The 25,320-nt window shown below is 70.5% G+C and carries 22 protein-coding genes; 13 read left to right on the top strand and 9 right to left on the bottom strand.

Annotated elements, in window-relative coordinates; translation table 11 throughout:
* Positions 1-68: 68 nt before the first annotated feature.
* Positions 69-902, bottom strand: coding sequence for a hypothetical protein (locus ABT130_RS31825; protein WP_350919572.1), 834 nt, complete (start codon positions 900-902; stop codon positions 69-71).
* Between the two features lie 444 nt (positions 903-1,346).
* Positions 1,347-1,940 carry a TetR/AcrR family transcriptional regulator gene (locus ABT130_RS31820; protein ID WP_350919575.1) on the bottom strand — a complete coding sequence of 198 codons (594 nt, stop codon included), beginning with the start codon at positions 1,938-1,940 and terminating at the stop codon, positions 1,347-1,349.
* Positions 1,941-2,294: 354 nt separating this feature from the next.
* Between ABT130_RS31820 and ABT130_RS31815 the strand changes: the two genes are divergently transcribed.
* The gene (locus tag ABT130_RS31815; protein ID WP_350961620.1) at positions 2,295-4,688 is read left to right on the top strand and encodes a beta-glucosidase family protein; all 2,394 of its coding nucleotides are present in this window, start codon (positions 2,295-2,297) and stop codon (positions 4,686-4,688) included.
* 124 nt (positions 4,689-4,812) lie between these two features.
* On the opposite strand, the gene ABT130_RS31810 is transcribed toward ABT130_RS31815, so the two are convergent.
* Positions 4,813-5,883 (bottom strand): LacI family DNA-binding transcriptional regulator, encoded by a 1,071-nt coding sequence (locus ABT130_RS31810; protein WP_350961618.1) that lies wholly within the window; start codon positions 5,881-5,883, stop codon positions 4,813-4,815.
* 160 nt (positions 5,884-6,043) lie between these two features.
* Between ABT130_RS31810 and ABT130_RS31805 the strand changes: the two genes are divergently transcribed.
* Genes ABT130_RS31805 through ABT130_RS31775 form a run of 7 tightly spaced genes read left to right on the top strand, consistent with a single transcriptional unit; the run spans position 6,044 to position 14,342 of the window.
* Positions 6,044-7,663 carry an ABC transporter substrate-binding protein gene (locus ABT130_RS31805; protein WP_350961615.1) on the top strand — a complete coding sequence of 540 codons (1,620 nt, stop codon included), beginning with the start codon at positions 6,044-6,046 and terminating at the stop codon, positions 7,661-7,663.
* Between the two features lie 8 nt (positions 7,664-7,671).
* Positions 7,672-8,622, top strand: coding sequence for an ABC transporter permease (locus tag ABT130_RS31800; protein WP_350961612.1), 951 nt, complete (start codon positions 7,672-7,674; stop codon positions 8,620-8,622).
* On the top strand, positions 8,619-9,482 hold the full coding sequence (locus ABT130_RS31795) for an ABC transporter permease (protein WP_350961609.1): 864 nt from the start codon (positions 8,619-8,621) through the stop codon (positions 9,480-9,482). Before ABT130_RS31800 ends, ABT130_RS31795 begins: the two co-directional genes overlap by 4 nt.
* A complete protein-coding gene (locus ABT130_RS31790; RefSeq protein ID WP_350961607.1) occupies positions 9,482-10,450 on the top strand; it encodes an ABC transporter ATP-binding protein in 969 nt (322 codons plus the stop codon). Before ABT130_RS31795 ends, ABT130_RS31790 begins: the two co-directional genes overlap by 1 nt.
* The gene (locus ABT130_RS31785) at positions 10,443-11,270 is read left to right on the top strand and encodes an ABC transporter ATP-binding protein (protein WP_350961604.1); all 828 of its coding nucleotides are present in this window, start codon (positions 10,443-10,445) and stop codon (positions 11,268-11,270) included. The genes ABT130_RS31790 and ABT130_RS31785 overlap by 8 nt, the downstream gene beginning before the upstream one ends.
* A complete protein-coding gene (locus tag ABT130_RS31780; protein ID WP_350961601.1) occupies positions 11,267-12,682 on the top strand; it encodes an amidase in 1,416 nt (471 codons plus the stop codon). Before ABT130_RS31785 ends, ABT130_RS31780 begins: the two co-directional genes overlap by 4 nt.
* 31 nt (positions 12,683-12,713) lie before the next feature.
* Entirely contained in the window at positions 12,714-14,342 is a 1,629-nt protein-coding gene (locus tag ABT130_RS31775; RefSeq protein ID WP_350961598.1) for an amidohydrolase, read from the top strand.
* Positions 14,343-14,667: 325 nt separating this feature from the next.
* Here ABT130_RS31775 and ABT130_RS31770 read toward each other — a convergent pair whose 3' ends face one another.
* Positions 14,668-15,360, bottom strand: coding sequence for an alpha/beta fold hydrolase (locus ABT130_RS31770; RefSeq protein ID WP_350961596.1), 693 nt, complete (start codon positions 15,358-15,360; stop codon positions 14,668-14,670).
* A 185-nt stretch (positions 15,361-15,545) separates the two neighbouring features.
* Here ABT130_RS31770 and ABT130_RS31765 point away from each other — a divergent pair, with 185 nt between their 5' ends.
* Together ABT130_RS31765 and ABT130_RS31760 are read left to right on the top strand one after the other, a co-directional pair.
* Positions 15,546-16,550 carry a LacI family DNA-binding transcriptional regulator gene (locus ABT130_RS31765; RefSeq protein ID WP_350961593.1) on the top strand — a complete coding sequence of 335 codons (1,005 nt, stop codon included), beginning with the start codon at positions 15,546-15,548 and terminating at the stop codon, positions 16,548-16,550.
* Positions 16,551-16,593: 43 nt separating this feature from the next.
* Positions 16,594-17,100 carry a carbohydrate-binding module family 20 domain-containing protein gene (locus ABT130_RS31760; RefSeq protein ID WP_350961590.1) on the top strand — a complete coding sequence of 169 codons (507 nt, stop codon included), beginning with the start codon at positions 16,594-16,596 and terminating at the stop codon, positions 17,098-17,100.
* Positions 17,101-17,166: 66 nt separating this feature from the next.
* On the opposite strand, the gene ABT130_RS31755 is transcribed toward ABT130_RS31760, so the two are convergent.
* A complete protein-coding gene (locus tag ABT130_RS31755) occupies positions 17,167-19,182 on the bottom strand; it encodes a sensor histidine kinase (protein ID WP_350961588.1) in 2,016 nt (671 codons plus the stop codon).
* Positions 19,183-20,107: 925 nt separating this feature from the next.
* Positions 20,108-22,150, bottom strand: a complete 2,043-nt coding sequence (locus tag ABT130_RS31750) for a cellulose binding domain-containing protein (protein ID WP_350961586.1) — start codon at positions 22,148-22,150, stop codon at positions 20,108-20,110.
* 319 nt (positions 22,151-22,469) lie between these two features.
* On the opposite strand from ABT130_RS31750, the gene arfB reads away from it, so the two are divergent.
* Positions 22,470-22,892, top strand: coding sequence for an alternative ribosome rescue aminoacyl-tRNA hydrolase ArfB (gene arfB / locus ABT130_RS31745; RefSeq protein ID WP_350961584.1), 423 nt, complete (start codon positions 22,470-22,472; stop codon positions 22,890-22,892).
* Between the two features lie 56 nt (positions 22,893-22,948).
* On the opposite strand, the gene ABT130_RS31740 is transcribed toward arfB, so the two are convergent.
* Positions 22,949-23,227 (bottom strand): ATP-binding protein, encoded by a 279-nt coding sequence (locus tag ABT130_RS31740; protein ID WP_350961649.1) that lies wholly within the window; start codon positions 23,225-23,227, stop codon positions 22,949-22,951.
* Positions 23,228-23,309: 82 nt separating this feature from the next.
* On the opposite strand from ABT130_RS31740, the gene ABT130_RS31735 reads away from it, so the two are divergent.
* On the top strand, positions 23,310-23,537 hold the full coding sequence (locus ABT130_RS31735) for a DUF397 domain-containing protein (protein ID WP_350919624.1): 228 nt from the start codon (positions 23,310-23,312) through the stop codon (positions 23,535-23,537).
* Between the two features lie 174 nt (positions 23,538-23,711).
* Positions 23,712-24,155: an NUDIX hydrolase gene (locus ABT130_RS31730; protein ID WP_350919627.1), complete on the top strand. Its 444-nt coding sequence runs from the start codon at positions 23,712-23,714 to the stop codon at positions 24,153-24,155.
* Between the two features lie 36 nt (positions 24,156-24,191).
* Here ABT130_RS31730 and ABT130_RS31725 read toward each other — a convergent pair whose 3' ends face one another.
* Positions 24,192-24,719: a hypothetical protein gene (locus ABT130_RS31725; RefSeq protein ID WP_350919630.1), complete on the bottom strand. Its 528-nt coding sequence runs from the start codon at positions 24,717-24,719 to the stop codon at positions 24,192-24,194.
* Between the two features lie 82 nt (positions 24,720-24,801).
* Positions 24,802-25,320 (bottom strand): RNA-guided endonuclease InsQ/TnpB family protein (locus tag ABT130_RS31720; RefSeq protein WP_350961581.1); only part of this gene is annotated, 519 nt, incomplete at its 5' end.

The following is a 25,320-nucleotide window of genomic DNA, read 5'->3' as shown; positions in this document are numbered from 1 at the left end:
GCGCCCGAACCCCGGAGTGACGGTTCAGAAGGCGACGGCCTCTGCGGCGGTGAACCCGAGCGGGCGGGTCACCCCAGGTAGGGCTTGAGGTGGGGGGTGAGGGCGCCGCAACCCAGGTATTTTTCCACGGTGTGGAAGTCGAGCCAGTCGAGGTTGACCAGCGCCTCCTGATCGACGCCGGTGAAGCAGGTCCGCAGCCCCGGCGGGATCGCCGCGATGTCGTCCTTGTCGGCGATGTTCACCCACCGCCTGACCTTGGGAGGCCGGCCGCCCCAGCCGTTGACCGGTGCGGGCACCAGGCGCTCGAAGATCACATTGCGCATGCCGAGCGGGCTGCCCAGAGTGATCAGCAGGTCGACCTCCAGGTCGGGGTTGGCCCAGAGCGTCTCGTAGGTCACCACGCTGCCCAGCGAGTGCGCGATCACCACCCTGGGCCGGTTCCGCCTGATCACCTCGGCCACGGCCGCCCTCGACTTCTCGCGCGCCTCGCTCCCGGCCACCATGTAGGCGGCGACCTCGGGGCAGAAGAACCTGGCGAAGTCGACGGCGTTACCCTGCAACCGGTCCAGCAGCCAGCCGGTCATCCGGTGCAGGGCGCCGGTCAGCCCCTCCCCCACCGAGTCGAGCTGCTTGGCCCAGGCGACGAAGACCTCCTGGGCACCGACGTTCATGCTCCGCACCGCGCGCCTGGAGTCGTCCTTGCTCTCACCCAGCAGGTGGGCGTAGTAGGCGATCTCGGTGATGTAGCGCTCCTTGGCGTGCGGCTTGCCGCCGGTCAGGCCCTTGTGCAGGTAGCGGTCCCACTTGTCGCGCATCGCGACCGCCGCGCCGCTGACCGAGTTACCCGCGTCGCGGTAGTAGCGGTACTTACCGATACCGTGCACCCCGACGATCGTGTCCATCCGCCCCCGCCTTCTGTGTTGGATGCCCGGTTTTCACGGGTGTCGATGGCATACGCCCCGAGCAACTGTGGCGGAAGCGAGCCCCGCGCCACAAGACCACGGCGGCACCGGCGAAAACCGTCAACGGGCTCATGGTCCGTGGATCGCGCATGACGCGTCGCTGTGCGCGGATCGATCCCGCGGGCAGCGGCGGCGGGCGTGGCCGACACCGACTTCGCGGCCGATGTTCTCTACCTGCTGCTTCGCGGCTTCTGTTTCGCCGGCACCGAGGACCCCGGACTGCGGACGGACGAACGGGTCGGTGCGGCCGTCTCCCGGCTGACCGATCGGCCCGGAGTCGCGTCCGGAGAGCACGGGCGGAGCGCCTGTCGCCGCACTCGCCGTATCGACCACTGCGGGGGCGGCGGCCTTCGCGGCGAGCGCGAGCCGAGCCGTATGGGGTGGCTATTCGGAGACCGGGTGGCGGGCTTTCAGGAGGGAGAGGAAGGCGCGGAACAGCCCCGGCATGTCGATCTCGTCGGGGGCGAGCAGCCACTGGAGCTGGAGTCCGTCCATCACCGCGAACATCAGCGGCGCGGCCTGCTCGGGGGTGAGGCCGGCGGGCAACTCGTCGCCGAGTTCGGCGCGGATCACCTCGGCCATCCAGGCGCGGGAGGTTCCGTAGCGCTCCTTGAAGAAATCTCTGGCCGGGTGGTCCTCGATCACGCTCTCCGCGGAGAGCACGGTGAAGGACTGCACGATGCCGCGGCGCTGTGCGTTGTACTCGACCAGCGCGGCCACGGTGTCCAGCGTGATCGCTCCCCCCTCACCGGGCAGCACGAGCACGTCGAGGTTGCGCTCGTCGCGCAACTGCAGAACCTCGGCGAGCAGCCGATCCTTGCTCGGGAAGTAATGCAGCACCCCCTGCTGGCTGAGGCCCACCCGCTCGGCGATCGATGCGATCGACGCCCCCGTGTAGCCGCGTTCGGCGAACACGTCGAGCGCGGCCAGCAGGATCTCCTCCCGCCGGCTCTCGCGTGATCCTCGGCGTCGCACCATGCGTCAACTCCTCTCGTCGCGCCGAGCCTAACGTGATCAATAAGAATAACAATTACATATCATGACCTACCGACTATTCGGTAATTGCGGGCATACTCCCGAGGGAAAGCGCGTACAGCGAGGCTCAAGGAGATCACGTGGCCGGACCCCTCGTCGTCGGCCCAGGGAGGCCCGGCGTTCTCCTGGCCGCCGCACGCGCTGGTTTCGCGCGCCGCCTCGCCCTCGCCGGCCCCGGTTCCCCGGCGACGCTCCGCGCGACCGCCGGAGGAACCGGCCCGCACTCTTCCTCTTCGCCTCGATCCGCGTGATCGTGGGCACAGTTCTGGTCACCCGCATCAAGGAGGTTCGCTGACCGTGTCGGGAATCGAGCACGACGACATCGTGGAACAGGCGCTGAGCAAACTCGACCTGGACACCAAGGCACGCATCCTGGCCGGTCAGGACATGTGGAGCCTGCCTGCGGCGCCCGGCGCCGGCCTCGATGCGATCGTCATGTCGGACGGGCCGATCGGCGTCCGAGGCGCCAGGTGGACGGCCGACGACCCGTCCATCGCCCTGCCGAGCCCGACCGCCCTGGCCGCGACCTGGGATGTGGCGCTGGCCCGCCGCGTCGGCAACCTGCTGGCCCAGGAGGCCCGCCGCAAGGGCGTTCACGTGCTGCTGGCACCGACCGTCAACCTGCACCGCTCCCCCCTCGGCGGCCGGCACTTCGAGTGCTACTCCGAGGACCCGATGCTGAGCGGCGAGATCGCCGCCGCTTACGTCACCGGAGTGCAGGAGGGCGGGGTCGCCGCCATGGTCAAGCACTTCGTGGCCAACGACTTCGAGACCGAGCGGATGACCGCCAACGTCCTGGTCGGCGAGCGCGCCCTGCGCGAGCTCTACCTGGCCCCCTTCGAGCTCGTGGTGAAGAAGGCGGGGCCGTTCGGCGTCATGGCGGCCTACAACAGCGTCAACGGGCCCACCATGACAGAACATGACGAGCTGCAGAACAAGGTCCTGCGCGACGAGTGGGGTTTCGACGGCGTCATCGTCTCCGACTGGACGGCCGCCCGCGACACGATCCGCGCCGCGCTCGGCGGGCTCGACATCGCCATGCCAGGCCCCGGCACCGTGTACGGCCCGGCGCTCGCGGCGGCCGTACGCGCCGGAGAACTGGACGAGGAGGTCGTGGACGAGCACGCACGCCGGGTGCTGATCCTGGCCCGCCGGGTGGGCGCCCTGGAGGGCGCGTCCCGCGCCGAACCCCTTCCGGCCGTCGACGGGGAGGCGCTGGCCCGTGAGGTCGCGGCGGCGTCGTTCACGCTGGTGCGCAACGACGGCGTCCTGCCGTTCGGCCCGGACACGAGCGTGGCCCTCATCGGAGGAGCGGCGAAGGAGGCCCGCGTGATGGGCGGGGGCAGCGCGCAGGTCTTCCCCTCCCATGTCGTGTCACCGTACGACGGGCTCGCGTCCGCGGGGATCCGGATGACCTACGCCCGCGGGGCCGACCCCAGCGGCAGGTTCAACCCGGCGCGCTTCCCGCTGCGCGCGGTCTGCCGGGCGGAGGACAGGCGGGTGCTCGGCGATTTCCCGCTGTCCGAGGGGGTGATCCAGTGGCTCGGCGAGATGCCGGAAGGCGTGGCCTTCCAAGAGCTGCGCAGCGTCGAGATCACCGGCACGTTCACTCCCGCGGTCGGCGGCGTGCACCGGCTCTCGATCGAGGGGGTCGGCCGCTTCCGGCTCGTCGTCGGCGGGCAGGCCCGCTTCGACGGGACGATGGTCCCGGAGGGCGATGACCCGATCGCGTTGTTCATGATGCCGCCGCGCACCGTCGTCGACGTGGAGCTGCGCGCCGGGGAGCCGGTCGACGTCCGCCTCGAGCACCCGCTGCCCCGGTCCGGCCTGCTGTCGTTCCCCTTCGTCGGCGCCACGCTCGGTCATCGAGAGCCGTCGCCCGGTTCGGACGAGCTGATCGAGGAGGCCGTACGGGTCGCCTCGGCGGCGGACGTCGCCGTGGTCGTCGTGGCCACGACCAAGGAGGTGGAGAGCGAGGGCTTCGACCGCACGTCGCTGAAGCTGCCCGGCCGCCAGGACGAGCTGGTGTCCCGGGTGGCCGCCGCCAACCCGCGGACGGTCGTCGTGGTCAACGCCGGCTCCCCTGTGGAGATGCCGTGGCGGGAAGAGGTCGCGGCCATCCTGCTCACCTGGTTCCCCGGCCAGGAGGGGGGCCACGCGCTGGCCGACGTGGTGCTCGGCCGTACGGAGCCGGGCGGCCGCCTGCCGACCACCTGGCCCGGCGTGCTCGAGGAGTGTCCGGTCATCGACGTCACCCCCGTCGACGGTGTGCTGCGGTACGAGGAGGGTGTCTTCGTCGGCTACCGCGCCTGGGAGCGGGCGGGGACGGCTCCCGCCTACGGGTTCGGAGCCGGTCTCGGATACACGACCTGGCACTACGAGTCCGCCGGGTACGCCGACGGGACGCTCACCGTCCGGGTGTGCAACACCGGCGACCGTCCCGGCCGCGAGGTGGTGCAGGTCTACCTGGCACCCGCGGTGCCCGACGAGTCCCGGCCCGCCCGCTGGCTGGTCGGGTTCGCCGTCGCCGAGGCCGGCCCCGGCGAGACCGCCGAGGTGTCCGTCGAGATCCCGCGCCGCGCGGCCGAGGTCTGGAGCGAGCACGGATGGCGCCTGGTCTCCGGGGACTACGTACTCCAGACCGGGCATTCACTCGACGACATCCGCCTCACCACCGCCATAACCCTGTAGGAGACTCCCGCGTACGCGGTGGCGGCCCGCTGGGGCGTTCAGGGCCCCAGCCGTTTCGGCGAGCTCTTCGAGGCCGGGCCCGGCGTCCCACCCCGCGGGTTCCGAGACCGATTCCGCCTGAGCGTCACCCAGGAGTGAGCGGGGACACCGCCGGCCGCCGGCTGGGAAAGACCGAAGACGCGCGGATCTGGAAGTCGGCCGAGAAGAGGCGGCCGTGGTCACCCTCGCGCCCTTCGATGCGGTCGACGAGCAGTTCCACCGCCGCCTGGGCGGTCTCGCCGGGCAGGAAGCTGAGCGTGCTGATCGGCGGGTCGGTGTAGGCGGCCGCCGGATCCTCCGTGGTGCAGACGAGCAGCAGGTCGTCGGGGACGGAGCGGCCGAGCCTGCGGATCGTGTCCAGCAGGAGTGGCGAGCTGACCTCGACCAGGGTGAACAGCGCGTCCGGCGGGACCGGGGCGGCGAGCAGTTCCCGCACGGCGTCGAGCGTGTGTTGCACACCGGGGCCGGGCAGGTAGACGATCCAGGGTTCACGGTCCCGCTCGGCACACCAGTCCTGGTAGGCGCCCACGGACTGCTGGTGGAAGCAGGCTGTGGCCGCGGCCGCGACGACCGCGATCCGTTCGGCACCGGCGTCCTCCAGGTGATCGAGGACCTGGCGTACGGCGCCGTCGTTGTCGAAGTCGACCCATCGGCCGATCTCCTGTACTCCGCTCGTGACCTCCGCCAGGGCCCGGCGATCGGAGACCACGGGGACACCCGCTGCGAGGAAGTCTCCGACCATCGGATCTCCCGCGACCGGGTCGACGACGAACACGCCGTCCAGCGGCATGTCCAGCCAGCAGTCCCCCGGCCCGGAGGTCGGCAACAGGACGACGCCATATCCATGGGACAGAGCCACCCGGGTCGTGGCGATGACGAGTTGCGAGAAGTAGGCCAGATCGGTGTACACCCAGGGTGTCTCGACGTACTCACGTGCCGCGAGGCCGAGCAGCCGGGTGTGCCCCTTGCGTAGGAGCCGTGCCGTGGCGTTCGGGCGGTAGCCGAGAGCTCGCGCCACCCTCTGCACATGCTCGCGGGTGGCCGCGGGAAGCCGACCGGTCCCGTTCAGCGCGTCCGACACGGTCGTCTTGGACACCCCCGCGGCACTGGCCACATCCACGAGGCGAACCCGGACCGTGCGCTCTGACTGGCTCATGGAAACGATCCTGTCATCCTGCCGGGCGCTGCCGCCACCCGTCCAACCATTGCAGAATCGTTCCGCCAACCTCTTGTGCAGGAACGTTCCTTCACGAATACTCACTGCAATCTCAGCCGCACACCGGATCGTTGCGGCCCGTTCAGAAAGAGGTGATCTGATGCGCACCTCCCGTTTGGTCGCGGCGACCGCCCTGCTCGCCCTCGCGGTCAGCGCCTGCGGCGGCGCCACAAGCGCCGGTAAGGACGGCGGCTCCGTCGCTTTCGAGATCACGAAGGACACTCCGGCGGCCAAGGGCGCCGTGGACTCGGTGACCTGGTCGCTGTACGCCGAACCGCAGTCCCTGGACTACGTGTACGCCTTCGACTACCACCCCAACACCGTGCTCGCCAACATATGCGAGCAGCTCATGCGGATCACTCCCGACCTGAAGGTGGAGCCCGGCCTGGCCAGTGCCGCGACCTCACCCGACCCCAAGCGCTGGGTCTACACGATCCGCTCCGGGGTGAAATTCCACGACGGCTCCACGCTCACCGCCGACGACGTCGTCGCCAGCATGCGCCGCCACCTCGATCCCAAGGTCGGCTCGTACTGGGTCTCCGCCTACACGAACGTCGACAAGATCGAGAAGACCGGGCCGATGGAGGTCACGGTCCATCTGAAGCAGCCCGACCAGCTCTTCAACGAGGAGATGGGCACCTCCGCCGGAACCATCGAGAGCGCCGCCTCCCTGGCCAAGGAGGGCTACGGCACCCCGGATGTCGGAGTCAACTGCACCGGCCCCTTCTCACTCGACTCATGGCAGAAGGGCCAGTCGATCAACCTCAAGAAGTTCGACGACTATTGGGACCCGTCGCTCGTACCCAAGGTGAACACGATCAAGAACGTGTTCATCCCGGACCCCGCCGCCCGCGTCAACGCGCTGCTCTCCGGCGAGGTCGACGGCGGTTACCTGCTGCCGCCCCCCGGGTTCCCCAAGCTCCGCACCGCCGACAGCGGCACGCTCTACTTCGGTCCCAACACGACGGCCGTGAACCTGATCCCCACCGACCTCAAGGGCACGCTCGGTGATGTCAAGGTCCGCAAGGCGTTGTCCATGGCGCTCGACCGCGACGGCATCATCAAGGCCGCCGCGGGCGGAGTCGCCACACCGGCGAAGGCGCCCGGCGCCATCGGCGCCTGGGGAATCGCCCCGGAGGCGGCCAAGGAGTACTACGCCAAGCTTCCGCCCCTCACCAGGGATGTCGCCGGGGCGAAGAAGCTGATCGAGGAGGCCGGCGCCTCCGGCAAGAAGATCGTGATCGCGACCAGTACGCTCTCCCCGGAGATCAGCGTCATCGCCAACGCGGTGCAGTCGGCGGGGCAGGCCATCGGCCTGAAGGTCGAACTGAAGGCGGTCGCCCCGGATGCCTACACGGCGCTGTTCTCCGACCCGAAGGCCCGCGAGGGCATCGACCTGGTCATGACGATCTGGTACGACTCCACCCCCGACCCGCTGGAGTTCTACGGGATCCTGGAGACGGGCAACTTCGCCAACTACGGCGGCTACTCCAACCCCGAATACGACGCCCTGGTCGATGAGGCCAACGCCCAGGCCGACCCGGCCACGCGCGCCGCGACGATCGCCAAGCTGCAGGAGATCGCCGTCCGCGATGTGGTCTGGATCCCGCTGTACGAGGTGCCGCACAGCATGTTCCTCAACAAGCGGCTCACTGGCGCGCCGACCAGCATCTCCCAGCTTGTCTTCCCATGGGCCGCTCGTCTGGGTTCGGCCAGTTGAGTTCGACCATGGCGGGCTTTCTCCTTCGCCGGATCACCGGGATCATCGCGACGCTGCTCATCACGTCGTTCCTGGTCTTCGGCTCGGTCCATCTCGCCCCCGGCGACCCGGCGTCCTTCCTCCTGGGAGGGCGCTCGGCGTCACCGACGGCCGTCGCGGCCATCAAAGAGCAGTACCACCTGAACGACCCGTTCCTGATCCAGTACACCAAGTGGATCAGCGGCGTCGTCACCGGTGACTTCGGCAAGTCCGTGCAGTTCCGGCAGGACGTGGGCGGTCTGATCACCGCCCGGCTGCCGACGACGCTGTGGCTCATCGGCTACGCCGGCCTGCTCATCCTGATCGGAGGGCTGGCGTTCGGGGCGCTGGCCGCGCTGCGGCGGGGCATCGTCGACCGGATGGTCCTCATCGGCACGGGCGTCGCCACGGCCACCCCGTCGTTCGTCGCCGCGATCGGGCTGATCTCGCTGTTCTCCGTCCAGCTGGGCTGGTTCCCCGCCTTCGGCAACGGCAGCGGTTTCGGCGACCGGATCAGCCATCTGACGCTCCCGGCGGCGGCGCTCGCCCTGACCTTCGTCGGCCTGCTGGCCCGGGTGACCCGTACCTCGATGCTGGAGGAGCTGGGACGCGAGCACGTCGAGGTGGCCCGCTCACGCGGGGTGCCCGGCTCGGACGTGGTGCGGCGGCACGTGCTGCGCAACGCCCTCGGCCCGATCACCACGGTGGCCGGGACGATCGTGGCCGGCCTGCTGGTCGCCACCTCGATCGTGGAGACCGCCTTCGGCCTGTCCGGGGTCGGCCAGTTGCTGGTCAGCTCCGTCACCGTCAAGGACTTCCCTGTCGTGCAGGCCGTCAGCCTGCTGGTGGTGCTGGCCTTCGTCTCCGCCAACCTCGTCGTCGACCTGGTCCATCCGCTCATCGACCCCCGCCTGTCCCACGCGAAGGGAGGCACGAGATGACCGCCCTGCCCGTCCACCGGCGCAGGCTCCTCGCACCGCTGGCCCGCCTCGCGGGAGGCGACAAGCTCGTCACGACCGCCCTCGCCGTGCTGACCGTGCTGATCATCGCGGCGGTCCTCGCCCCGCTGATCGCTCCGCACGACCCCGACGCCGTCGACCTGTCCGCGACCTTGAGCGGCTCCACCCCCGACCACCTGCTGGGCGCCGACCAGTCCGGCCGCGACGTCCTGTCCCGGCTGATCTTCGGTGCCCGGACGGGACTGCTCGGCCCGCTGGTGGTCGTGGTCGTGTCGACGGTGCTCGGCATGCTGATCGGGGTGACCGCCGCCTGGCACGGCGGAGTCGTCGACTCCGTGCTGTCGCGCGCCATGGAGCTCGTCTTCTCCTTCCCCGCCCTGCTGCTGGCCATCATCCTGGTGGCGGTCTTCGGTGTCGGGCTGACCGCTCCGGTCATCGCGATGAGCGTCGCCTACGCCCCGTACGTCGGCCGGTTGGCACGCAGCGTGGCCCTGCAGGAGAAGGCCCGCCCCTACATCCAGGCGTACCGGGTGCAGGGCTGGTCGGGCTGGGTGATCTGCGTGAAGCATCTGCTTCCCAACATCGCTCCGCTGATCCTCGCCCAGTCCGCGATCAACTTCGGGTACGCGCTCATGGATCTCGCGGCACTCTCCTTCCTCGGCTTCGGTGTGCAGCCGCCCACCGCCGACTGGGGCGCGATGATCAACGAGGGCTCCTCGGCCCTGCTCCAGGGCGCGACGCTCCCCGCCCTCGCCCCCGGCGCCGCCATCGTGATCACGGTGGTCGCGTTCGGCATCGTCGGCGAGTCCATCGCCGATCGCGTCGCCAGGCGGGAGCAGTGATGACCACTCGGCTACTGGAGATCGAGAACCTGACCGTGCGGCTCGCGGCCGGCAAGGCCGCGCGCCCCATCCTCGACGGTGTGTCGCTGCACGTCGAGCGGGGCGAGGCCGTCGGGCTGGTCGGCGAGTCCGGATCGGGCAAGTCCGTCACCTGCCGCTCGGTGCTGGGGTTGCTCCCCGGGGGAGCGCGGGCCGCCGGCAGCCTGCGGGTGGACGGAGCGGACATCCTGACGATGTCCGCCACCCGGCTTCGCGAGCTGCGCCGCCGCGACGCCTCCATGATCTTCCAAGACCCTCGGGCCTCCATCAACCCGCTGCGCAGGATCGGCGACTTCGTCACCGAAGGGATGCGGGCCGGCGGCGTGTCACAGAAAGACGCGCTCAAGCGGGCCGAGGAGTTGCTGGAGTCGGTCGGCATCCGCGAGCCGCGCGCGGCCCTGCGCAGGTACCCGCACGAGTTCTCCGGCGGCATGCTGCAGCGCGTGATGATCGCCGGCGCGCTCGCCGGCGGGCCCCGGCTGCTGCTGGCCGACGAGCCCACCACGGCACTGGACGTCACCACCCAGGCCGAGGTCATCTCGATCCTCACCAGGCTGCGGGCCGAGCGTGACATGGGGATGCTCTTCGTCACCCACGACCTGGAACTGGCCGCGGCGATCTGCGACCGCATCTACGTGATGTACGCGGGACGGATCGTCGAGGCGCAGTCCACCGAAGGGCTCTTCGGCCGCCCCCGCCATCCGTACACCTCGGGACTGCTGGCCGCGACCCCGCGGCTGGGGTCGGACGAGCCGCCGCACGGCGTCCCCGGGCGTCCGGTGTCACTCGCCGAGAGCCCGGCCGGATGTGCCTTCGCGGCCCGCTGCGCCCACGCCCAGCCCGCCTGCACGCAGGAGGAACCCGTCCGGCGGGAGATCGACGGTGCCCAGGTGGCCTGCCTGCGCGCGGAGGAGCTCATCCATGACTGAGTACACACTGGAGGTCGAGAACCTGCGCAAGTCGTTCGGCGACCAGGTGGCCGTCGACGACGTCTCCTTCTCGCTGAAGCCCGGCGGCTCCCTGGCCATCGTGGGCGAGTCGGGATCGGGGAAGACGACGACCGCGCGGATGCTCGTCGGCCTGGAGCGGCCGGACGCCGGCCGGATCCGCGTCGGCGGCCGGGACCGCTCGGATGCGGCCCGCGGCAAGGCGACCCGGCTTGCCCGTGCCCGAGAGCTCCAGATGGTCTTCCAGGACCCCTACCTCTCGCTCGACCCCCGTGTCAGCGTCGCGCAGTGCGTCGAGGAACCGCTGCGCCTGCACTTCGGGATGAGCCCGCGGGAACGGCGGGCCCGCCGCGACGAACTGCTGGAGCGGGTCGGTCTCGGCGAGCGGGAGGCGGACGCGCTCCCCAGACGGCTGTCCGGCGGCCAGCGCCAGCGGGTCGCCATCGCCCGCGCGCTGGCGACCGAGCCGAAGGTGCTGATCCTGGACGAGGCGACCGCCGCACTCGACGTGTCCATCCAGGCCCAGATCCTCGACCTGCTCTCGGAGATCCACCGTGACACCGGCGTCGGATATCTGTTCGTCACCCACAACCTGGCGCTCGTCCGGCACATCGCCGACGACATCCTCGTGCTCTACCAGGGCCGCGTGGTCGAGTACGGCCCGAGCCGGCAGGTGCTGGCCGCCCCCGAGCATCCCTATACCCGCCTGCTACTGCACTCGGTGCCGCGCCCCGGCTGGGACCCCGCCCAGATCGCGGCGGACCGACGTGCCCTCGCGACCGATTCGAAGGAGATCTCATGACGGACCTCGCCTACCTCGCCGCGACCGAGGCCCTGCGGCTGTTCCGGTCCCGCGAGCTGTCCCCCGTCGAGCTGATGACCTCCGTCATCGAGCGCGCCGAGGCCGTCGAGCCCCGGATCAACGCGCTGAGTGAGCGCATGTTCGAGGATGCTCTCCTCCAGGCGAAGGACGCCGAGCGCGCCTACCGCGACGGCTCCCCGCGACCGCTTGAGGGGATTCCCGTCGCCACGAAGGACGAGCAGCCGATCGCCGGACGGATCGCCTCGGACGGATCGCTCGCCTACACCGACCATGTGGCCGAGGTGACCCATCCGGTCATCGAGCGACTGCAGGCCGCCGGCGGCATCGTGCACGCCCGCACCACCACGCCCGAGTTCTGCTGCGCGGGCTTCACGCACTCTCGGCTGTGGGGACTCACCCGCAACCCGTGGAACCTGGACTACTCCCCCGGCGGCTCCTCGGGCGGCTCGGGCGCGGCGCTCGCCTCCGGCACCGCCACCCTCGCGACCGGCTCCGACATCGGCGGCTCGATCCGGCTGCCCGCCGCCAACACCGGCACGGTCGGCTACAAGCCGCCCTACGGCCGGGTGCCCGCGATGCCGCCGTTCAACCTCGACCACTACTGCCACGACGGGCCGATGGCCCGCACGGTCGCCGACTGCGCGCTGCTGCAGAACGTCATCGCCGGCCCGCACCCCCGCGACGTGGTCTCGCTCCGCCCCGCCGTGCGCGTCCCCGAGCGGCTCGGCGACGTGACCGGCCTGCGCATCGCGTACGCGCCGAACCTGGGCGACTGGGAGATCGAGCCGGAGATCGCGGCCAACACCAAGGCGGTGACCGACGCGCTGCGGGAGGCCGGGGCGATCGTCGAGGAGGTCGAGGTCGGGCTGCGCCGGGCCGACGTCTTCCAGGCCGTCTTCATCCACTTCGGCGCCATCTTCGGTCCCATGGTCACCCGGGTCGCGGCCGAGCACGGCGACAAGCTCAACCCCTACGCCCTCGCGTTCGCCGCGACGGCCGAGCAGGCGATGGGAGACAGCGGCGCCTTCCTGACCGGGCTGGAGCTGGAGGCGGCCGTCTACGCGCCGATCGGCGAGCTGCTCGACCGCTACGACGCGCTGCTCTGCCCGACCACGGGAGCACCCGGCCTGCTCGCGGGCGAGGACTACGTCGACACCAAGTTCACCGTGAACGGCGTCGAGCTGGACGACTACCTGGAGTACGCGCTGACTCCGGTCTTCAACATCGCCAGCCGCTGCCCGGTGCTCAACGTCCCGTCCGGCCGCGCGTCCAACGGCATGCCGACCGGGGTGCAGATCGTCGGCCGCAGCTACGACGACGCGACCGTCTTCCAGGTCGGCGCCGCCGTCGAGCGGGTCCGCCCATGGGCCTACCGCCCGGAGTCGCTGTGAACCCCCTGATCTCATCTCAAGGAGAATCCGCATGACCGTCCCCGCCGACCTCGTCCTCCGCGGCGGTCCGGTGCACACGCTCGGACCCGCCGCCCGCACCGCCACGGCGGTCGCCGTCCGCGCCGGCCGGATCATCGCCGTCGGCGAGGACCCTGACGTCCGGCCGTTGATCGGCGCGGCCACCGAGGTCGTCGACCTGGCCGGCCGCGCCCTGCTCCCCGGGTTCCAGGACGCCCACGTGCATCCCGTCCTGGCCGGCCTCACCATGATCCGGTGCGACCTGCACGACGCCGAGGACGCTGATGAGGCCGTCGCCGCCGTCCGCGCCTACGCCGAGGCCGACCCCGAGGCCGAATGGATCAGCGGAGGCGGCTGGTCCATGGAATGGTTTCCGGGCGGAACGCCGAGCCGGCACCTGCTGGACGCGGTGGTCCCCGACCGGCCCGTCCATCTGATCAACCGGGACGGCCACGGGGCCTGGGTCAACACCAGGGCCCTGGAGCTGTGCGGCGTCGACGCCGGCACCCCGGACCCCGTCGACGGGCGCATCGAGCGGGAGGCCGACGGCACCCCGCAGGGAACGCTCCACGAAGGCGCGTCGCACCTGGTGGCCCGGCACGTCCCCGAGCCGACCGCGGACATGATGCTGGCCGCCCTGCGGGCCGGTCAGCGGCGGCTGCACTCCGTCGGCGTGACCGCCTGGCAGGACGCCATGGTCACCCCCGCGGTGCAGCGGGCCTACCTCACCGCGGCCGGGTCCGGGCTGCTCACCGCCCGGGTGATCGGCGCGCTGTGGTGGGACCGCGACGGGGGCGAGGAGCAGATCCCCGAACTGCTCGCGCGCAGAGGCACGACCGGGCGGTTCCGCGCCACCAGCGTCAAGATCATGCAGGACGGGGTCGCGGAGAACTTCACCGCCGCGATGACCTCCTCCTATCTGGACGGCTGCGGATGCGGGACCGGCAATCAGGGGATCAGCTTCGTCGATCCGGAGGCACTGCGCGCGTACGTCACCCGCCTGGACGCCGAAGGCTTCCAGGTCCACGTGCACGCCGTCGGGGACCGCGCGGCCCGCGAGGCCCTGGACGCGTTCGAGGCGGCGCGGGCCGCCAACGGCATGAACGACCTCCGCCACCACATCGCGCACCTGCAGGTCGTGCATCCCGACGACGTGCCGCGCTTCGCCGCTCTTGAGATCACCGCGAACATGCAGCCGCTGTGGGCGGCGCACGAGCCGCAGATGGACGAGCTGACCATTCCGTTCCTCGGCCCGGAACGGGCGGGCTGGCAGTACCCGTTCGGGGAGCTGGCCCGCACGGGCGCTCCGCTCGCGGCGGGCAGCGACTGGCCGGTCAGCAGCCCCGACCCGTTCCTGGGCATCCATGTCGCGGTCAACCGGACGGTCCCCGGCGAGAGCGCCAAGGTGTTCCTGCCGGAACAGCGTCTGAGCCTGACGGCCGCGCTGGCCGCCTACACGATCGGCACGGCGCGGGTGAACCACCTGGACACCCGGACCGGCACGATCGAGAAGGGCAAGCTCGCCGACCTGGTGATCACCGACCGCGACCCCTTCTCGATTCCGGCCACCGAGATCGCCGAGACCACGGTGCTGGCCACCTACGTCGAGGGCGAGCGGGTCCACACCGATCCGGTCTTCTGACGTCGGCGGTCCGGACGCGCGGCGCGGACGGCGGGGCCGCGCACGCGTCACGGCCAGGGGGACAGCTCGCCCAGGACCTCGTCCGCGAGCTTCCGCGCGCTCGTCTCATACCTCCGGGCCAGCGACCGGAAGACCCCTGGACTCGTCGTGCTCCCCGCCCGGCCGAGTTTTCGCGTCCGGCGCGGAGCGGTACGGATCAGCGGACGGACTTGACGGGGAGCACGGCCGGCTCCGCCACGATGGCGACGACGACGAGCGCCGGACAGCCGCTCAGGCCGATGACGGACGCCGCGGCGAGCGGCGCGAGCAGCCGTGTCGGAAAGATCTAGATCCAGCCATCGAGACCGGCCATGAAGTCTTCGAACAGGTGGCGATGGATCGTGTGCTCGGCGCCCTTCACCACGCGCACCTCGAAGCCCTTGGAGATGAGGGCCTCGGCCGCCTCCGGGGAGATCAGCTCACTCGGGTCGGCCTGCTGAACCAGTGACGGCACCACCGGTTCGGGCGTGAAGTCCGAGCCGGCGAACGAGTTCAGCGCCATCGCGGTGGCCGGGTCCCACCTGGCCAGCATCTCAATCTCAAGGGCGCATTCCTCGGCGGACCAGCCGGGATGGACCTGCCGCACCATCTCCACGGTCTGGTCCTTGGCCGCGGCCATCATCGCACCGAAGTCCACTCCGTCGATCCGGGGGATGCGGAACGCCGGATCGGAGTAGATCGCCCTGCCCGGCTTGAGCCGTTCGACCGCGAGCGACAGGGTGAGGCCGCCGAGTGAGTGACCGATGGCCAGTTCGGGTGTGGCCGGGACCGACTCCAGCACGCTTGAGGCGTACAGCTCGGGGGTGTACTCCTCGGCACGGGGGCTTTCGCCATGGCCGGGCAGGTCCACCGCGACGACCCGGTAGCCACGCTCGGCCAGCGCCGGGCCTACCCGCCACCAGCAGCGGGAGTCGGCCATGATGCCGTGGATCAGCACGGCGACCCGGTCGCCGCGGCCCCATTCGCGAGTGTGCAGCATTGGACTCCTTCACAGACGTGATCAACAGGACGGCGGCCGCGCCGACGAGAGATGGCACCCCCGCAGGTCACCCCGCCGCCGGCGGGCTCGCTTATACGTATAAGCAGTTGATAGCATCGCCTTCGCGAGGCGACAAGGGCGCGGCTTCGGTCTTAACGAACTCGCGATGATCCAGAATGGACTCGATGTCCGCCAAGCCACCCACCAGTCTCGACGTCGCCCGTGAGGCAGGGGTCTCTCAGGCGACGGTGTCGTACGTCCTCAACAACCGCGAGGGCGCGCGCATCAGCGACGAGACGCGGGCGCGCGTCCAAGAGGCCGCCGACAGGCTCGGGTACGTGCCGCACGCCGGAGCCCGGACGCTGCGGACCGGGCACAGCGGACTGGTGCTGGTGCCGCTGGCCGACGTCCCGTACGGCCCGCTCGCCGTCGGCCTGATGGAGGAGTTGGACCGCGAGCTCAGCCAGCTCGGATACACCATGATCCAGTACGGCGCGCGCCGCCTGAAAGGCGTGGCCGCCGCCCGCGCCTGGGCCGGGCTACGCCCGGTCGCGGTCCTCGCCCCGGCCGGGCGGCTGACCCGGCAGGCCGTGGACGTACTGCGCTCGGCGGGGATCAGAGCGGTGATCGGCATCGGCGTCGTGGGCTGGTCCTCCGAGATCGTCTCCACCGTGACCATGGACCATGAGGGGATCGGGGCCATGGCCGCCGAACACCTCCTCGCACGCGGCAGTCGCACCCTCACCGCGATCGTCCCGGCCGAGGACGGCCTGCGCGACATGGGCCTGCTCCGGGCGGCCGGCGTGCAGCGGGTGGCCGCCGCCCGCGGCGTGCCGTACACCCGGGTGGATCTGGCCTTCTCCGAGACCGCGACCGCCGCGCGGCTGGACGTGTGGCGGACCGCGGGCATCAACGGCGTGTTCGCCTACAACGACGAGTACGCCATGCTGCTGATGGCGGTGCTCGCCGACAACGGGCTCTCCGTTCCCGGCAACGTGGCGGTCGTGGGCTGCGACGACCTGCCGTTGGCGAAGCTGCTGCGGCCCCGGCTGACCACCGTCCGCCTCGACGTCACCAACGCCCCGGCCGTGCTCGCCCAGACCCTGGACCAGCTCGTCAAGGAGGGCACGACCAGGCGGCCCCGCCTCGCCCTGTGGACCCATGCCCTGGTCGAGCGCGACTCCACCTGAGATCTGGTGATCAGTGGCGACTCGGCACCGGGTGACTGCCGCGTTGACCCCCTTCTCGAACAAGCAGGCGCCCGAGGCGTCGAGTCCGACGGCGACCCCGCGCGCCACGCGGCCCGGCGCGATCGAGGATGGAAGGGCCGTTGCCGCCACCACCACCGGCTGCACCGGCACGAAGATCACGGTCTCCGGCGGCCAGGCCACCGTGACCATCCCCGCCAACAACGCGGTCGCGATCCACGTCAACGCCAAGGCGGACATCACCAAGATCGCGACAACCTTCAACGTCACCGCCGACCTCGAATCCGGGCAGACCCTGCACGTCGTCGGGAACATCCCGGCCCTCGGCGGCGGCAGCACCGCGAACTCGGTCGCGCTGACCGCCAACGGCGACGGTACCTACAAGACCATCGCCGAACTGCCCGCCTCCACCGCGGTCTCCTACAAGTACCTGATCAAGAACGGTGCGACCGTGGTGGAACAGGAGGCCGCCAACCGGACCTTCACCACCCCGGCCAACGGCACCCACACCAGCAACGACACCTGGAAGTAGCCCTCCGTCAGACCGACGGCGGCCGGACCTTCACGGACCGGCCGCCGTCGGCGTCGACACCACGGATCACCCGTGGCCTGCCGGCCTGGCAGCGGAGCATCCGGGAAGCGGGAGCATGGCCTCCACCTGCGTCCCCGGCCCGGCGTCGGTGCCGATCGCGAGGGCCTGGGTGATCAGACAGGTGCCGCTCAGCTCGGCGGCGCGCTCGCGCATCGAGGCGAAGCCGACGCCGGAACGCCGGTGCCCGGGCAGCCCCTTGCCGTCGTCGCACACCCGCACGACCAGCGCGTGCTCCGAGCGGGCCAGCGTGACGGTGGCCCAGGTGGCGTCGGCGTGCTTGCGCACGTTGGTCAGCGCCTCCTGCGCGATCCGGTACGCCGCCACCTCCACCGCCGCCGGCAGGTCGCGGGTCTCACCCTCCACCTCGACCTGGACGGGCGGCCCCGGCTCCGCGGCGAGCGCGCGCACCGCCCCGAGCAGGCCCAGGTCGTCCAGGCTGGGCGGGCGCAGGCCGTAGACCAGCTCGTGAACCTCCTGGCTGACCGCCTCCATACTGCTGCGCAAGTCCCGCAGCATCCGGTCGGCCGAGGACGGCACCTCGCGCAGGCGCAGCCGGGCCATGTTCAGTGACATCGACATGTTGGTGAGCGCCTGGCCGAGGCCGTCATGCAGGTCACGGCGGAGCCTGCGCCGCTCCTCCTCGCGTGCGCTCAGGATGCGCTCCCGGGAACGCTGCAGGTCGGCCACCATCAGCACGGCGTGCGCGACGTCCGCAACGTAAAGGGTCGCCACCCCGATCAGCCGCTCGGTGTAGGCGGCGGAGAAGCGGCGCGGTCCGGGCGGCCCGATCAGCATCCGGCCGACCGGCTCGCCATGCCACACCAGCGGCACGACGCGCGGGTCCGGCCCGGCCACGCCCAGCTCCACCCGCATGCCCGCCGTACCGACCTCGACGGCGACGCCGGTAACGCCGAGACCGTCGTGCGCCACCGCCGTGACGGCGGCCAGCGCGTTTACCGGCTCGGTCTCGGCGACCTCGCGCGCCAGCCTCCTGGCCAGTTCTTCGGGCCGGCCGTGCTTGCCGTACAGCATCACGTCAGTGAGGCGGCGCAGGCGCGTGCGCAGCGGCTGGAAGAACGCGCCTGCCACCAGCGCGGCGGTCAGTCCCGCCACCTGGTCGTAGCCCGACACCAGCAGCGCGGCCAGGGCGCCGGTGCCGAAGTACACCGCACCGACCGCAACGATCAGGCCGACCGCGATGACGGTCCGGCTGATGACGGTGTCGATGCCATACAGGCGGTATCGCAGCACCGCGAACGCGATCGCCACCGGAATCAGCCCGGTCCAGATCGTCACCGGCAGCCAGTAGTCCTCGCCGAGCAGCAGGAACAGCGTATAGACGACGAACGCGATCAGCGGCCAGGCGATCTGCCTGCGCGCCGTCGAGGCCGCGTGCCGCAGCCGTACCAGCAGAGAGAGCACAGCAAGCACCACACAGGCGTTGATCAGCAGAGCCAGTGAGCGCACCAACACCGTGTGGTAGGGAGCCAGGGCCTCGATCGCCAGCGGATTCGGAATGACCTCCGGCCAGCGGTACGTGCTCGCGGGCGGCGTCGGCCGCACGATGTTGCGCACGCCGTCGATGACGGTCGCAGCCACACCGGCGATCGCCACCGGCAGCCAGCGGCGGGAGGGCAGGCGGTCGTCCGGTGAGAGCAGCGGCATGAGGATCCCCAGCGCGCAACCCCCGACCGTCCAGCCCGCGACGGCCAGGATGCGCAGCCACCCCGCGCTCTCCAGATCGCCGGCCGACGCCTGCATGAACTGCAGCCCGGTCATCATCACATTGACCGCGCAGGCGAGGCCGCCGACACACATCAGCCAGGCCAGCTTCAGGCGGGGACGGTACGCGATCAGGAACGCGCCGATCAGCGGGAACGTCAGGCCCGCGCCGTGGTCAGGCGCCGCGGGCGGCCACGGCGCCCACTCCTTCGGCACCGATAACTGGATCGCGGTGCCGGCCACGGTCAGCGACACCGACAGCACGGCCAGCACGGCGGATACCCCCCGCGCCCACGCCACCCACCGGGCATCCATGCGGCCCGCGCCCGGCTCACCGCCCTCGCCTGGGCACGCGCTCGCAGCCACGTTCCCGTTCGCGGACGCCAACGCCCGGCTCGCAGCGGCGTCCCCGCCTGCCTTCACTGCTGGCGTCTCCTCCCCCTGGAAACCTCAGCGCCCGTAGCCGGCGGATCGACCAGGCCGGACTCGTAGACGATCACCACGAGCCGCGGGTGAGATCTCAAACGATCATTGGGAGGGTACGCCCCCTTCCCTGCCGATCCACTCTCTCAGGCATCTCCTCCCACCGCGCCACCTCACCCGCGCGGTGGAGCGGGCCCGCGTCAAGCTCGAGCATTCCGCACTCGCGACGGCGTTCTGCGGGCCGACCTTCACGATCACCGATCTTTAGGAGGTGTACGAGGCGGTACGGGGGATCCGGCACGATCCCAGGAACTTCTATCGCAAGGTCCAGGAGACCGATGGATTCATCGTCGCGGCCGGTTCCGCGCGGAAGTCCGCGACCGGCCCGACTGTTCAAGGCCGGCCCGCGCAAGGTTCTACATCCATCGGTGGTCCGGCCCACCCGGTCGTCGACACAGAATGAGCAGTGAAGTGAGCCGCCACCCGCCGACGGCCGACCTCGCGGAGGCGCTCGCCGACTTTCGCACCCGGCTCCAGCGAGCGCGCGGCCGGTCACCTGGACGAGGACACCCATGCGGCTCGGCAGGGTCCTCCAGGAATACTCACATGCCGCCTGAGCTGCACGGGCGAGGTTTTCGGCCACGGTGCCACGTCACCAAGGGAGGAGCAGGCGCGACACCGCTCCTGGCCGGGACGGCTCGGCCGGTCACTCCCCCGTGCTCCCGGCCGAGCCGTTCTGATCCGTTCTCGCCACACCGTGAGCGTGTCAGGGGCCGTCCGCGCGGGACGGCCCCTGAGGGTGTCACCGCGTCGTGCAGACGGTTCCGTTGAGGGTGAAGACGGCGGGGAGGACGTTCGGGCCGCTGTAGTTGCCGACGAAGCCGATCGTGGTCGACGCGCCGGTGGGCAGCGAGCCGTTGCCGGGCTCGTTGACGACCTTGACGTTCGAGCCGTTCTGCGTCCAGACGGCGCTCCAGCCGCTGCCCAGGCTCTGCCACGTCCTGGGCCAGCTGAAGTTCAGGGTCCAGCCGTTGATCGGCGCGCCGTTGTTGGTGATGTCGATGGCGCCGACATAGCCGTTGCCCCAGTCGGACTGGTCACTCAGCCGGACCGCGCAGGAACTGGAGGCGGGCGTGCCGGTCGTGAACGTGAGGGGCGAGGACGCCGGCGAGACACCGCCGCCGCTGTCCCGCGCGATCACGTTGACCGTGTAGCGCGTGCCCGGCTTGAGGTTGCCGACGGTGAAGGAATTGCCGGCGGTCTCACCGAGCTGCTCGCCGACCGCTCCGTTGTGGCGGTGGACCTCGTACTTCACGATCGGACGCGTCCCGGCGGAGGCGGCCGGCCAGGAGATCACGGCGGTCTTGTCCGTCACGTTCGAGACCGTCGGCTGCCCCGGCGCGCCCGGCAGCCCGGTCTGGGCCGAGGCGGGGCGCACCACGATCGTGGTCAGCGACAGCGGCGGCAGCGTCCGGCTGGTCGCGCTCCCCGAGGTCGAGCCGGCGAGGTCGGTGGCGCCGTTGGTGTGGGTCAGCACGGCCGGCGCCCCGGAGGCCGGGCTGAAGCCGGAATAGTCGATCGTGACGGGGAGCGACGTGTCGGACGAGGTATTGATCAACAGGACCGCCAGATCGCCGTTGGGACGGCGGACGGCATGCGCGCTGACCTTCGCCTGATCGCTGGCGGCCCCGACGAACCGATCGCCGGCCCGGGCGAACGCGCTCACCATCCGCAGCGCGTAGTACGGCGCGAAGGGCGTGTTCACCGCCGGCTCGCACACGCTGCCGTCGGAGGTGCACGTCCCGCTCGACAGCAGGCCGAAATCGCCGTAGTCGGTCTGTCCCTCGACCTGGGTGACCTTGCCGATGCCGTTGTGGGTGTTCCACCAGTCGACGGTGAACACGCCGCCTGCGAGGAGCGTCGCGTAGGCGTCGGCGGCGGCGAGCGCACCGGGCTGGGTGTTCGTGCCGTTGCTGCTGGTCCCGGTGTTGAACTCGGTCATCGAGATGCCGATCCGCTCCGACCCGGGTCCCGCGTACTCGGTGATCTGCCGGCGGGTGAGATGGATCATGTCGGGGACCTGGCCGGCCCTGTCGAAGGCGCCGGGGTACCAGTGCAGGATCACAAAGTCGATCTTCGGTCCGGCGATCGACAGGACCACCTTGTTCCAGGTTCCCTCGTCGCCACCGGCGACCAGCCCGTCCGGCCAGTTGGCGGGCGTGGTCAGGACCGCGCCGATCTTGATGTCCGGGTCGACCGCCTTCATCGCATCGGCGTACGCGACGACGTGGCGGGCGTACTCGGCCGGGCTCTTGTCGGCGTGCTCGTCGGCCTCCCAGGGGTCGCCGTAGTGACCGTTGCCGTAGTTCTCGTTGCCGATCTCCCAGTACTTGACGCCGTAGGACTTGGTGACGTTGGCGTAGCGGACCCAGGCGGCGGCCTCGGCGGCGGTGCCGGTGCCGTAGTTGGCGGTCACCATCGCCTGCGCCCCGGTGCGCCGCACACCGCGCATGAAGGTGTCGAAGTCGGTGTTGGGAGCCACGTAGCCGCCGGGAGCGGTGTGGTCGGCCCAGTGGTAGATGTCGGAGTAGGAGCCGCCGGGATAGCGCAGCAGCTTCACGCCCGCGTCCTTGAGCCGGTCCGCGGTCTCGTCGGTGCCCAACTGGCTGTCCCAGATCGCATGGTTGGCGCCGATACCGGTTTCGGGGACGGTGGCGAGTGCGGCACGTGCGTTGACGGTCACCGTGACCGGGGTGACGTCGTCGGCGGCGTACGCGGTGGGAACGTTCAGCGCGGCCAGCGTCAGCAGGACAGCGGACGCGACCCGTAACGGGACTTTGGGCATCGGCACACCTCAGTCATAGGTAGCGGAATCCAGTCGACGCCCCCTCCTGACCAGGGAGGCACCATGATCTTGTGGGCTGGCGCCACGCGCGTCAACCGCCGGTGAAAGTTTCAGTCGGTGCGGCTGTCATGGTGATCGCCGACCCAGTGCGGCCTGCGGTTTCTCCGATCCGGGAGCAGCCTCAAGAGACGGAAGATCAACCGTGTACCGCTTCAAAGCTCATCGCACATCGAGAAACGGGGCATAAAACCAGTTGATCCATGCTTGTCACTCCTCGGTACCCTGAGAACACACCCCCCGTGAGAAGGAAGTCACCGCCATGCCCGGTCCGCTCCAGATCAGCGGTTCGGTCTCGGTCCCCGAGGCCGAGCTCGGCTGGCGGTTCTCCCGTTCCTCGGGCCCCGGCGGCCAGGGGGTCAACACCACCGACAGCCGGGTCGAGCTCAGCTTCGACCTGGCCGCCACCGGTGCGTTCGGAGACGTCCTCAAGGCCCGTGCCCTCGAACGCCTCGCCTCCCGCCTGGTGAACGGCGTGATCACCATCGCCGCCTCGGAGTTCCGCTCCCAGCTGCGCAACCGCGAGGCCGCCGAGATGCGCCTGGCCCAGTTGCTCCGCGAGGCGATCGCCCCGCCCCCCAAGAAGCGCCGCCCGACCAAACCGAGCAGGGGCGCGATCGAACGGCGGATCACCGCCAAGAAACAACGCTCCGACCTCAAACGCCTGCGCAGGGACCACCACTAGACAGACCGCGAGAACAGGTCTGGATGCCTGCTGAGTGGCCCCGGAGGATCATGGGGTCACCGGCAGGCCAGTTGGAACCAGACGACCCGCCCGGCGGGGGTCTCGTACCAGCCCCAGGCCGAGGAGAGTTGCTGGACGAGCCAGAGACCGCGTCCGCCGCCGCTGTCGGGGTCGGTGTCCGGGCAGACCTGAGGCCGCTGTCCGGCGGTTGATCCGGCGTCGATGACGTCGATGTGGAGCGTTCCATTGTGGCGGGCGACGGCAATGGTGACCCGGCCACCGGGGGTACGGCCGGAGTCGGGGTCACATCCCCGGACCTCACTCGCCTGCTCGATCTATATGAACTCGACGAGGGCACGCGGCCTGCCCTGCACGCGCTGGCGCGAACAGCGCGCATGAAGGGGTGGTGGGACGCCTATGCAAGCTCGCTACCGAGCGACTACGCCACTTACATCCAGCTCGAAGCGGAGGCGGCATTCATCCGACACCCCCCAGGCCGGAGCCGAGACCGCCCCGGACGCCGACCGGCTCGTCCTGGTCCGTGACTCCAAGGACCCCGAAGGTCCGGTGCTGTCCTTCACCCCGTCCGAGTGGGATTTCTTCCTCGGGATGATCAAGGGCGGGGAACTCGCCGATCTGGGCTGACCGTCATGGCGGCACCCTCTCTGCCGGGCTTCGGCGAGACATGGGACGAATCAAAGGCTCAGGACGCCGAAACCTCTCTCCCAAAGGTGAACGGCCGCCCATGCCGTACGGAAATCCCGCCTCCCCGGGGCCCGGATGCGGATCGCGTCACCGGGTCGGTGACACAATGGGCCCATGTCTGACGTGCCGAGTGTTCGCGCCGTCCTCCTCGACGACGACCGGCTGGTGGTATTCCGGCGTACGGTCCCCGGTAAGGAGCTCTACTGGTCCGTCCCCGGCGGCCATGTCGAGCCCGAGGACGCCTCGCTGGAGCACACCCTGCACCGCGAGGTCATGGAGGAGCTGGGCGCCGTGGTCTCCGGCGTCACCCCGCTGACCACCCTGGAATGCGTGCGCGACGAGGGGATCAAGACCCAGCACGTCTACGGCTGCCGCCTGGTCTCGATGGATCTCGCCCTGCGCTGCGGCCCGGAGTTCGACGATCCCGCCCGTGGCCACTACGAGGTGGTGCGGCTCCCGCTCGATCCGGCCGAGATCTCCGCCATCAACCTCGTCCCCCCGGAGCTCGGCACCTACCTCGCGGGCACCGTCACCCTGCTGCCCGGCCTGATCTCCTGACCTTCCTGCCCGCCGAGGTCACCGCGGAGGAACGCCTTACCGGCTCGCGCCGGGCGAGGCGGTGGCACCGCAGCAGGCCGGCCTGCGGACATAGAGGCCGATCCACGAATACCCAAAATCATCGGTGGATCTCAGCACGAAATCACGGTTGCCCATGAGGGCGAGATAGCGCTCGTCCTCCTCCACGAAGGCGCTGTTCTGGCGCCTCCTGCCGCCGGTGACCACCCAGACCCGCTCGACGCCGTCCAGGGCGGTCGTGAACTGCGCGGCGGTTCTCGGCGCGGTCTGGCCGGGAGCGTAGGTGAGATCGCGCAGGTTCCGGTACGCGTCCCCGTACACGGCGGCGAACAGGCGCCAGTTCTCCTTCACATACAGCACGGCGTCGCCGGGGCGCTGCTCGGCCAGCAGCGTGGCCGCCATGCTCCGCAGATCGTCGGGGCGCGTGTCCGGCTCGCGGATCGTCAGGTGCGCCGGGACGGTCAACGCCGCGACGAGGACCAGTCCGGCCCAGGCCGACGCCCGGGGCCGCAGGGCGTCCAGGCCCGCCCCCACGAGCAGCACCATGGCGGGAACGGCGAAGAGCAGGTATCTCGGACTTTGAACTCCTCCCCGGCCTGGGGCCGGAGACTCTCCCGTCGCGTCGCGGTTAAGCGGCGCGCGGGGGTTGACGCTTCGCGGACCGGGTAACCCCGAGGTCTCCACGTCCTGACACCGGCGTTCCGACGGCGTTCTTGATATTGATCGCGGCGTTGGTGTCGGCATGCCCGACCCAACCGCACGCGGAGTTGGCGCAGGCGTACCTTATCCCGTCCCGGGCCGCCGGGTCGCGGTGGCCGCACCGGTGACAGGTCTGCGAGGTCCCCCACGCGGGAACCTTCACCACCTGACCACCCCGCTCGGAGGTCTTGTACTCCAGCAAGGTGACCGTCCGGCCCCATGCCTGCCCGGCGATCGAGCGGTTCAGCCCGGCCTTCTGCGCGACGTTCACGCCGGGGGCCTCGACCGTACCCCTGGCCGAACGGACCATGTTCGCAATCTTCAACTCTTCCACCACGACCACGCCGAAGGTGGCGGCGAGTTCGGTGGTGGTCTGGTGCTGCCAGTCGACGGCTCGGCGCTTGGCTCTCGCGCGCAGCCGGGCGATCTGGTCGTAGGTGCGGGCCAG

It is taken from the genome of Streptosporangium sp. NPDC001681 (assembly GCF_040298085.1).
GTDB lineage: Bacteria > Actinomycetota > Actinomycetes > Streptosporangiales > Streptosporangiaceae > Streptosporangium.
The sequence above is the reverse complement of the archived record's forward strand: the minus strand, read 5'-3'. Positions and strand labels throughout refer to the sequence as shown.

Coding starts and splice junctions, on each gene's coding strand:
- ABT130_RS31825 (WP_350919572.1), bottom strand. CDS start 902: ATGGACACGATCGTCGGGGTGCACGGTATCGGTAAGTACCGCTACTAC.
- ABT130_RS31820 (WP_350919575.1), bottom strand. CDS start 1,940: ATGGTGCGACGCCGAGGATCACGCGAGAGCCGGCGGGAGGAGATCCTG.
- ABT130_RS31810 (WP_350961618.1), bottom strand. CDS start 5,883: ATGAGCCAGTCAGAGCGCACGGTCCGGGTTCGCCTCGTGGATGTGGCC.
- ABT130_RS31805 (WP_350961615.1), top strand. CDS start 6,044: ATGCGCACCTCCCGTTTGGTCGCGGCGACCGCCCTGCTCGCCCTCGCG.
- ABT130_RS31800 (WP_350961612.1), top strand. CDS start 7,672: ATGGCGGGCTTTCTCCTTCGCCGGATCACCGGGATCATCGCGACGCTG.
- ABT130_RS31795 (WP_350961609.1), top strand. CDS start 8,619: ATGACCGCCCTGCCCGTCCACCGGCGCAGGCTCCTCGCACCGCTGGCC.
- ABT130_RS31790 (WP_350961607.1), top strand. CDS start 9,482: ATGACCACTCGGCTACTGGAGATCGAGAACCTGACCGTGCGGCTCGCG.
- ABT130_RS31785 (WP_350961604.1), top strand. CDS start 10,443: ATGACTGAGTACACACTGGAGGTCGAGAACCTGCGCAAGTCGTTCGGC.
- ABT130_RS31780 (WP_350961601.1), top strand. CDS start 11,267: ATGACGGACCTCGCCTACCTCGCCGCGACCGAGGCCCTGCGGCTGTTC.
- ABT130_RS31775 (WP_350961598.1), top strand. CDS start 12,714: ATGACCGTCCCCGCCGACCTCGTCCTCCGCGGCGGTCCGGTGCACACG.
- ABT130_RS31770 (WP_350961596.1), bottom strand. CDS start 15,360: ATGCTGCACACTCGCGAATGGGGCCGCGGCGACCGGGTCGCCGTGCTG.
- ABT130_RS31765 (WP_350961593.1), top strand. CDS start 15,546: ATGTCCGCCAAGCCACCCACCAGTCTCGACGTCGCCCGTGAGGCAGGG.
- ABT130_RS31750 (WP_350961586.1), bottom strand. CDS start 22,150: ATGCCCAAAGTCCCGTTACGGGTCGCGTCCGCTGTCCTGCTGACGCTG.
- arfB (WP_350961584.1), top strand. CDS start 22,470: ATGCCCGGTCCGCTCCAGATCAGCGGTTCGGTCTCGGTCCCCGAGGCC.
- ABT130_RS31735 (WP_350919624.1), top strand. CDS start 23,310: ATGCAAGCTCGCTACCGAGCGACTACGCCACTTACATCCAGCTCGAAG.
- ABT130_RS31730 (WP_350919627.1), top strand. CDS start 23,712: ATGTCTGACGTGCCGAGTGTTCGCGCCGTCCTCCTCGACGACGACCGG.
- ABT130_RS31725 (WP_350919630.1), bottom strand. CDS start 24,719: ATGGTGCTGCTCGTGGGGGCGGGCCTGGACGCCCTGCGGCCCCGGGCG.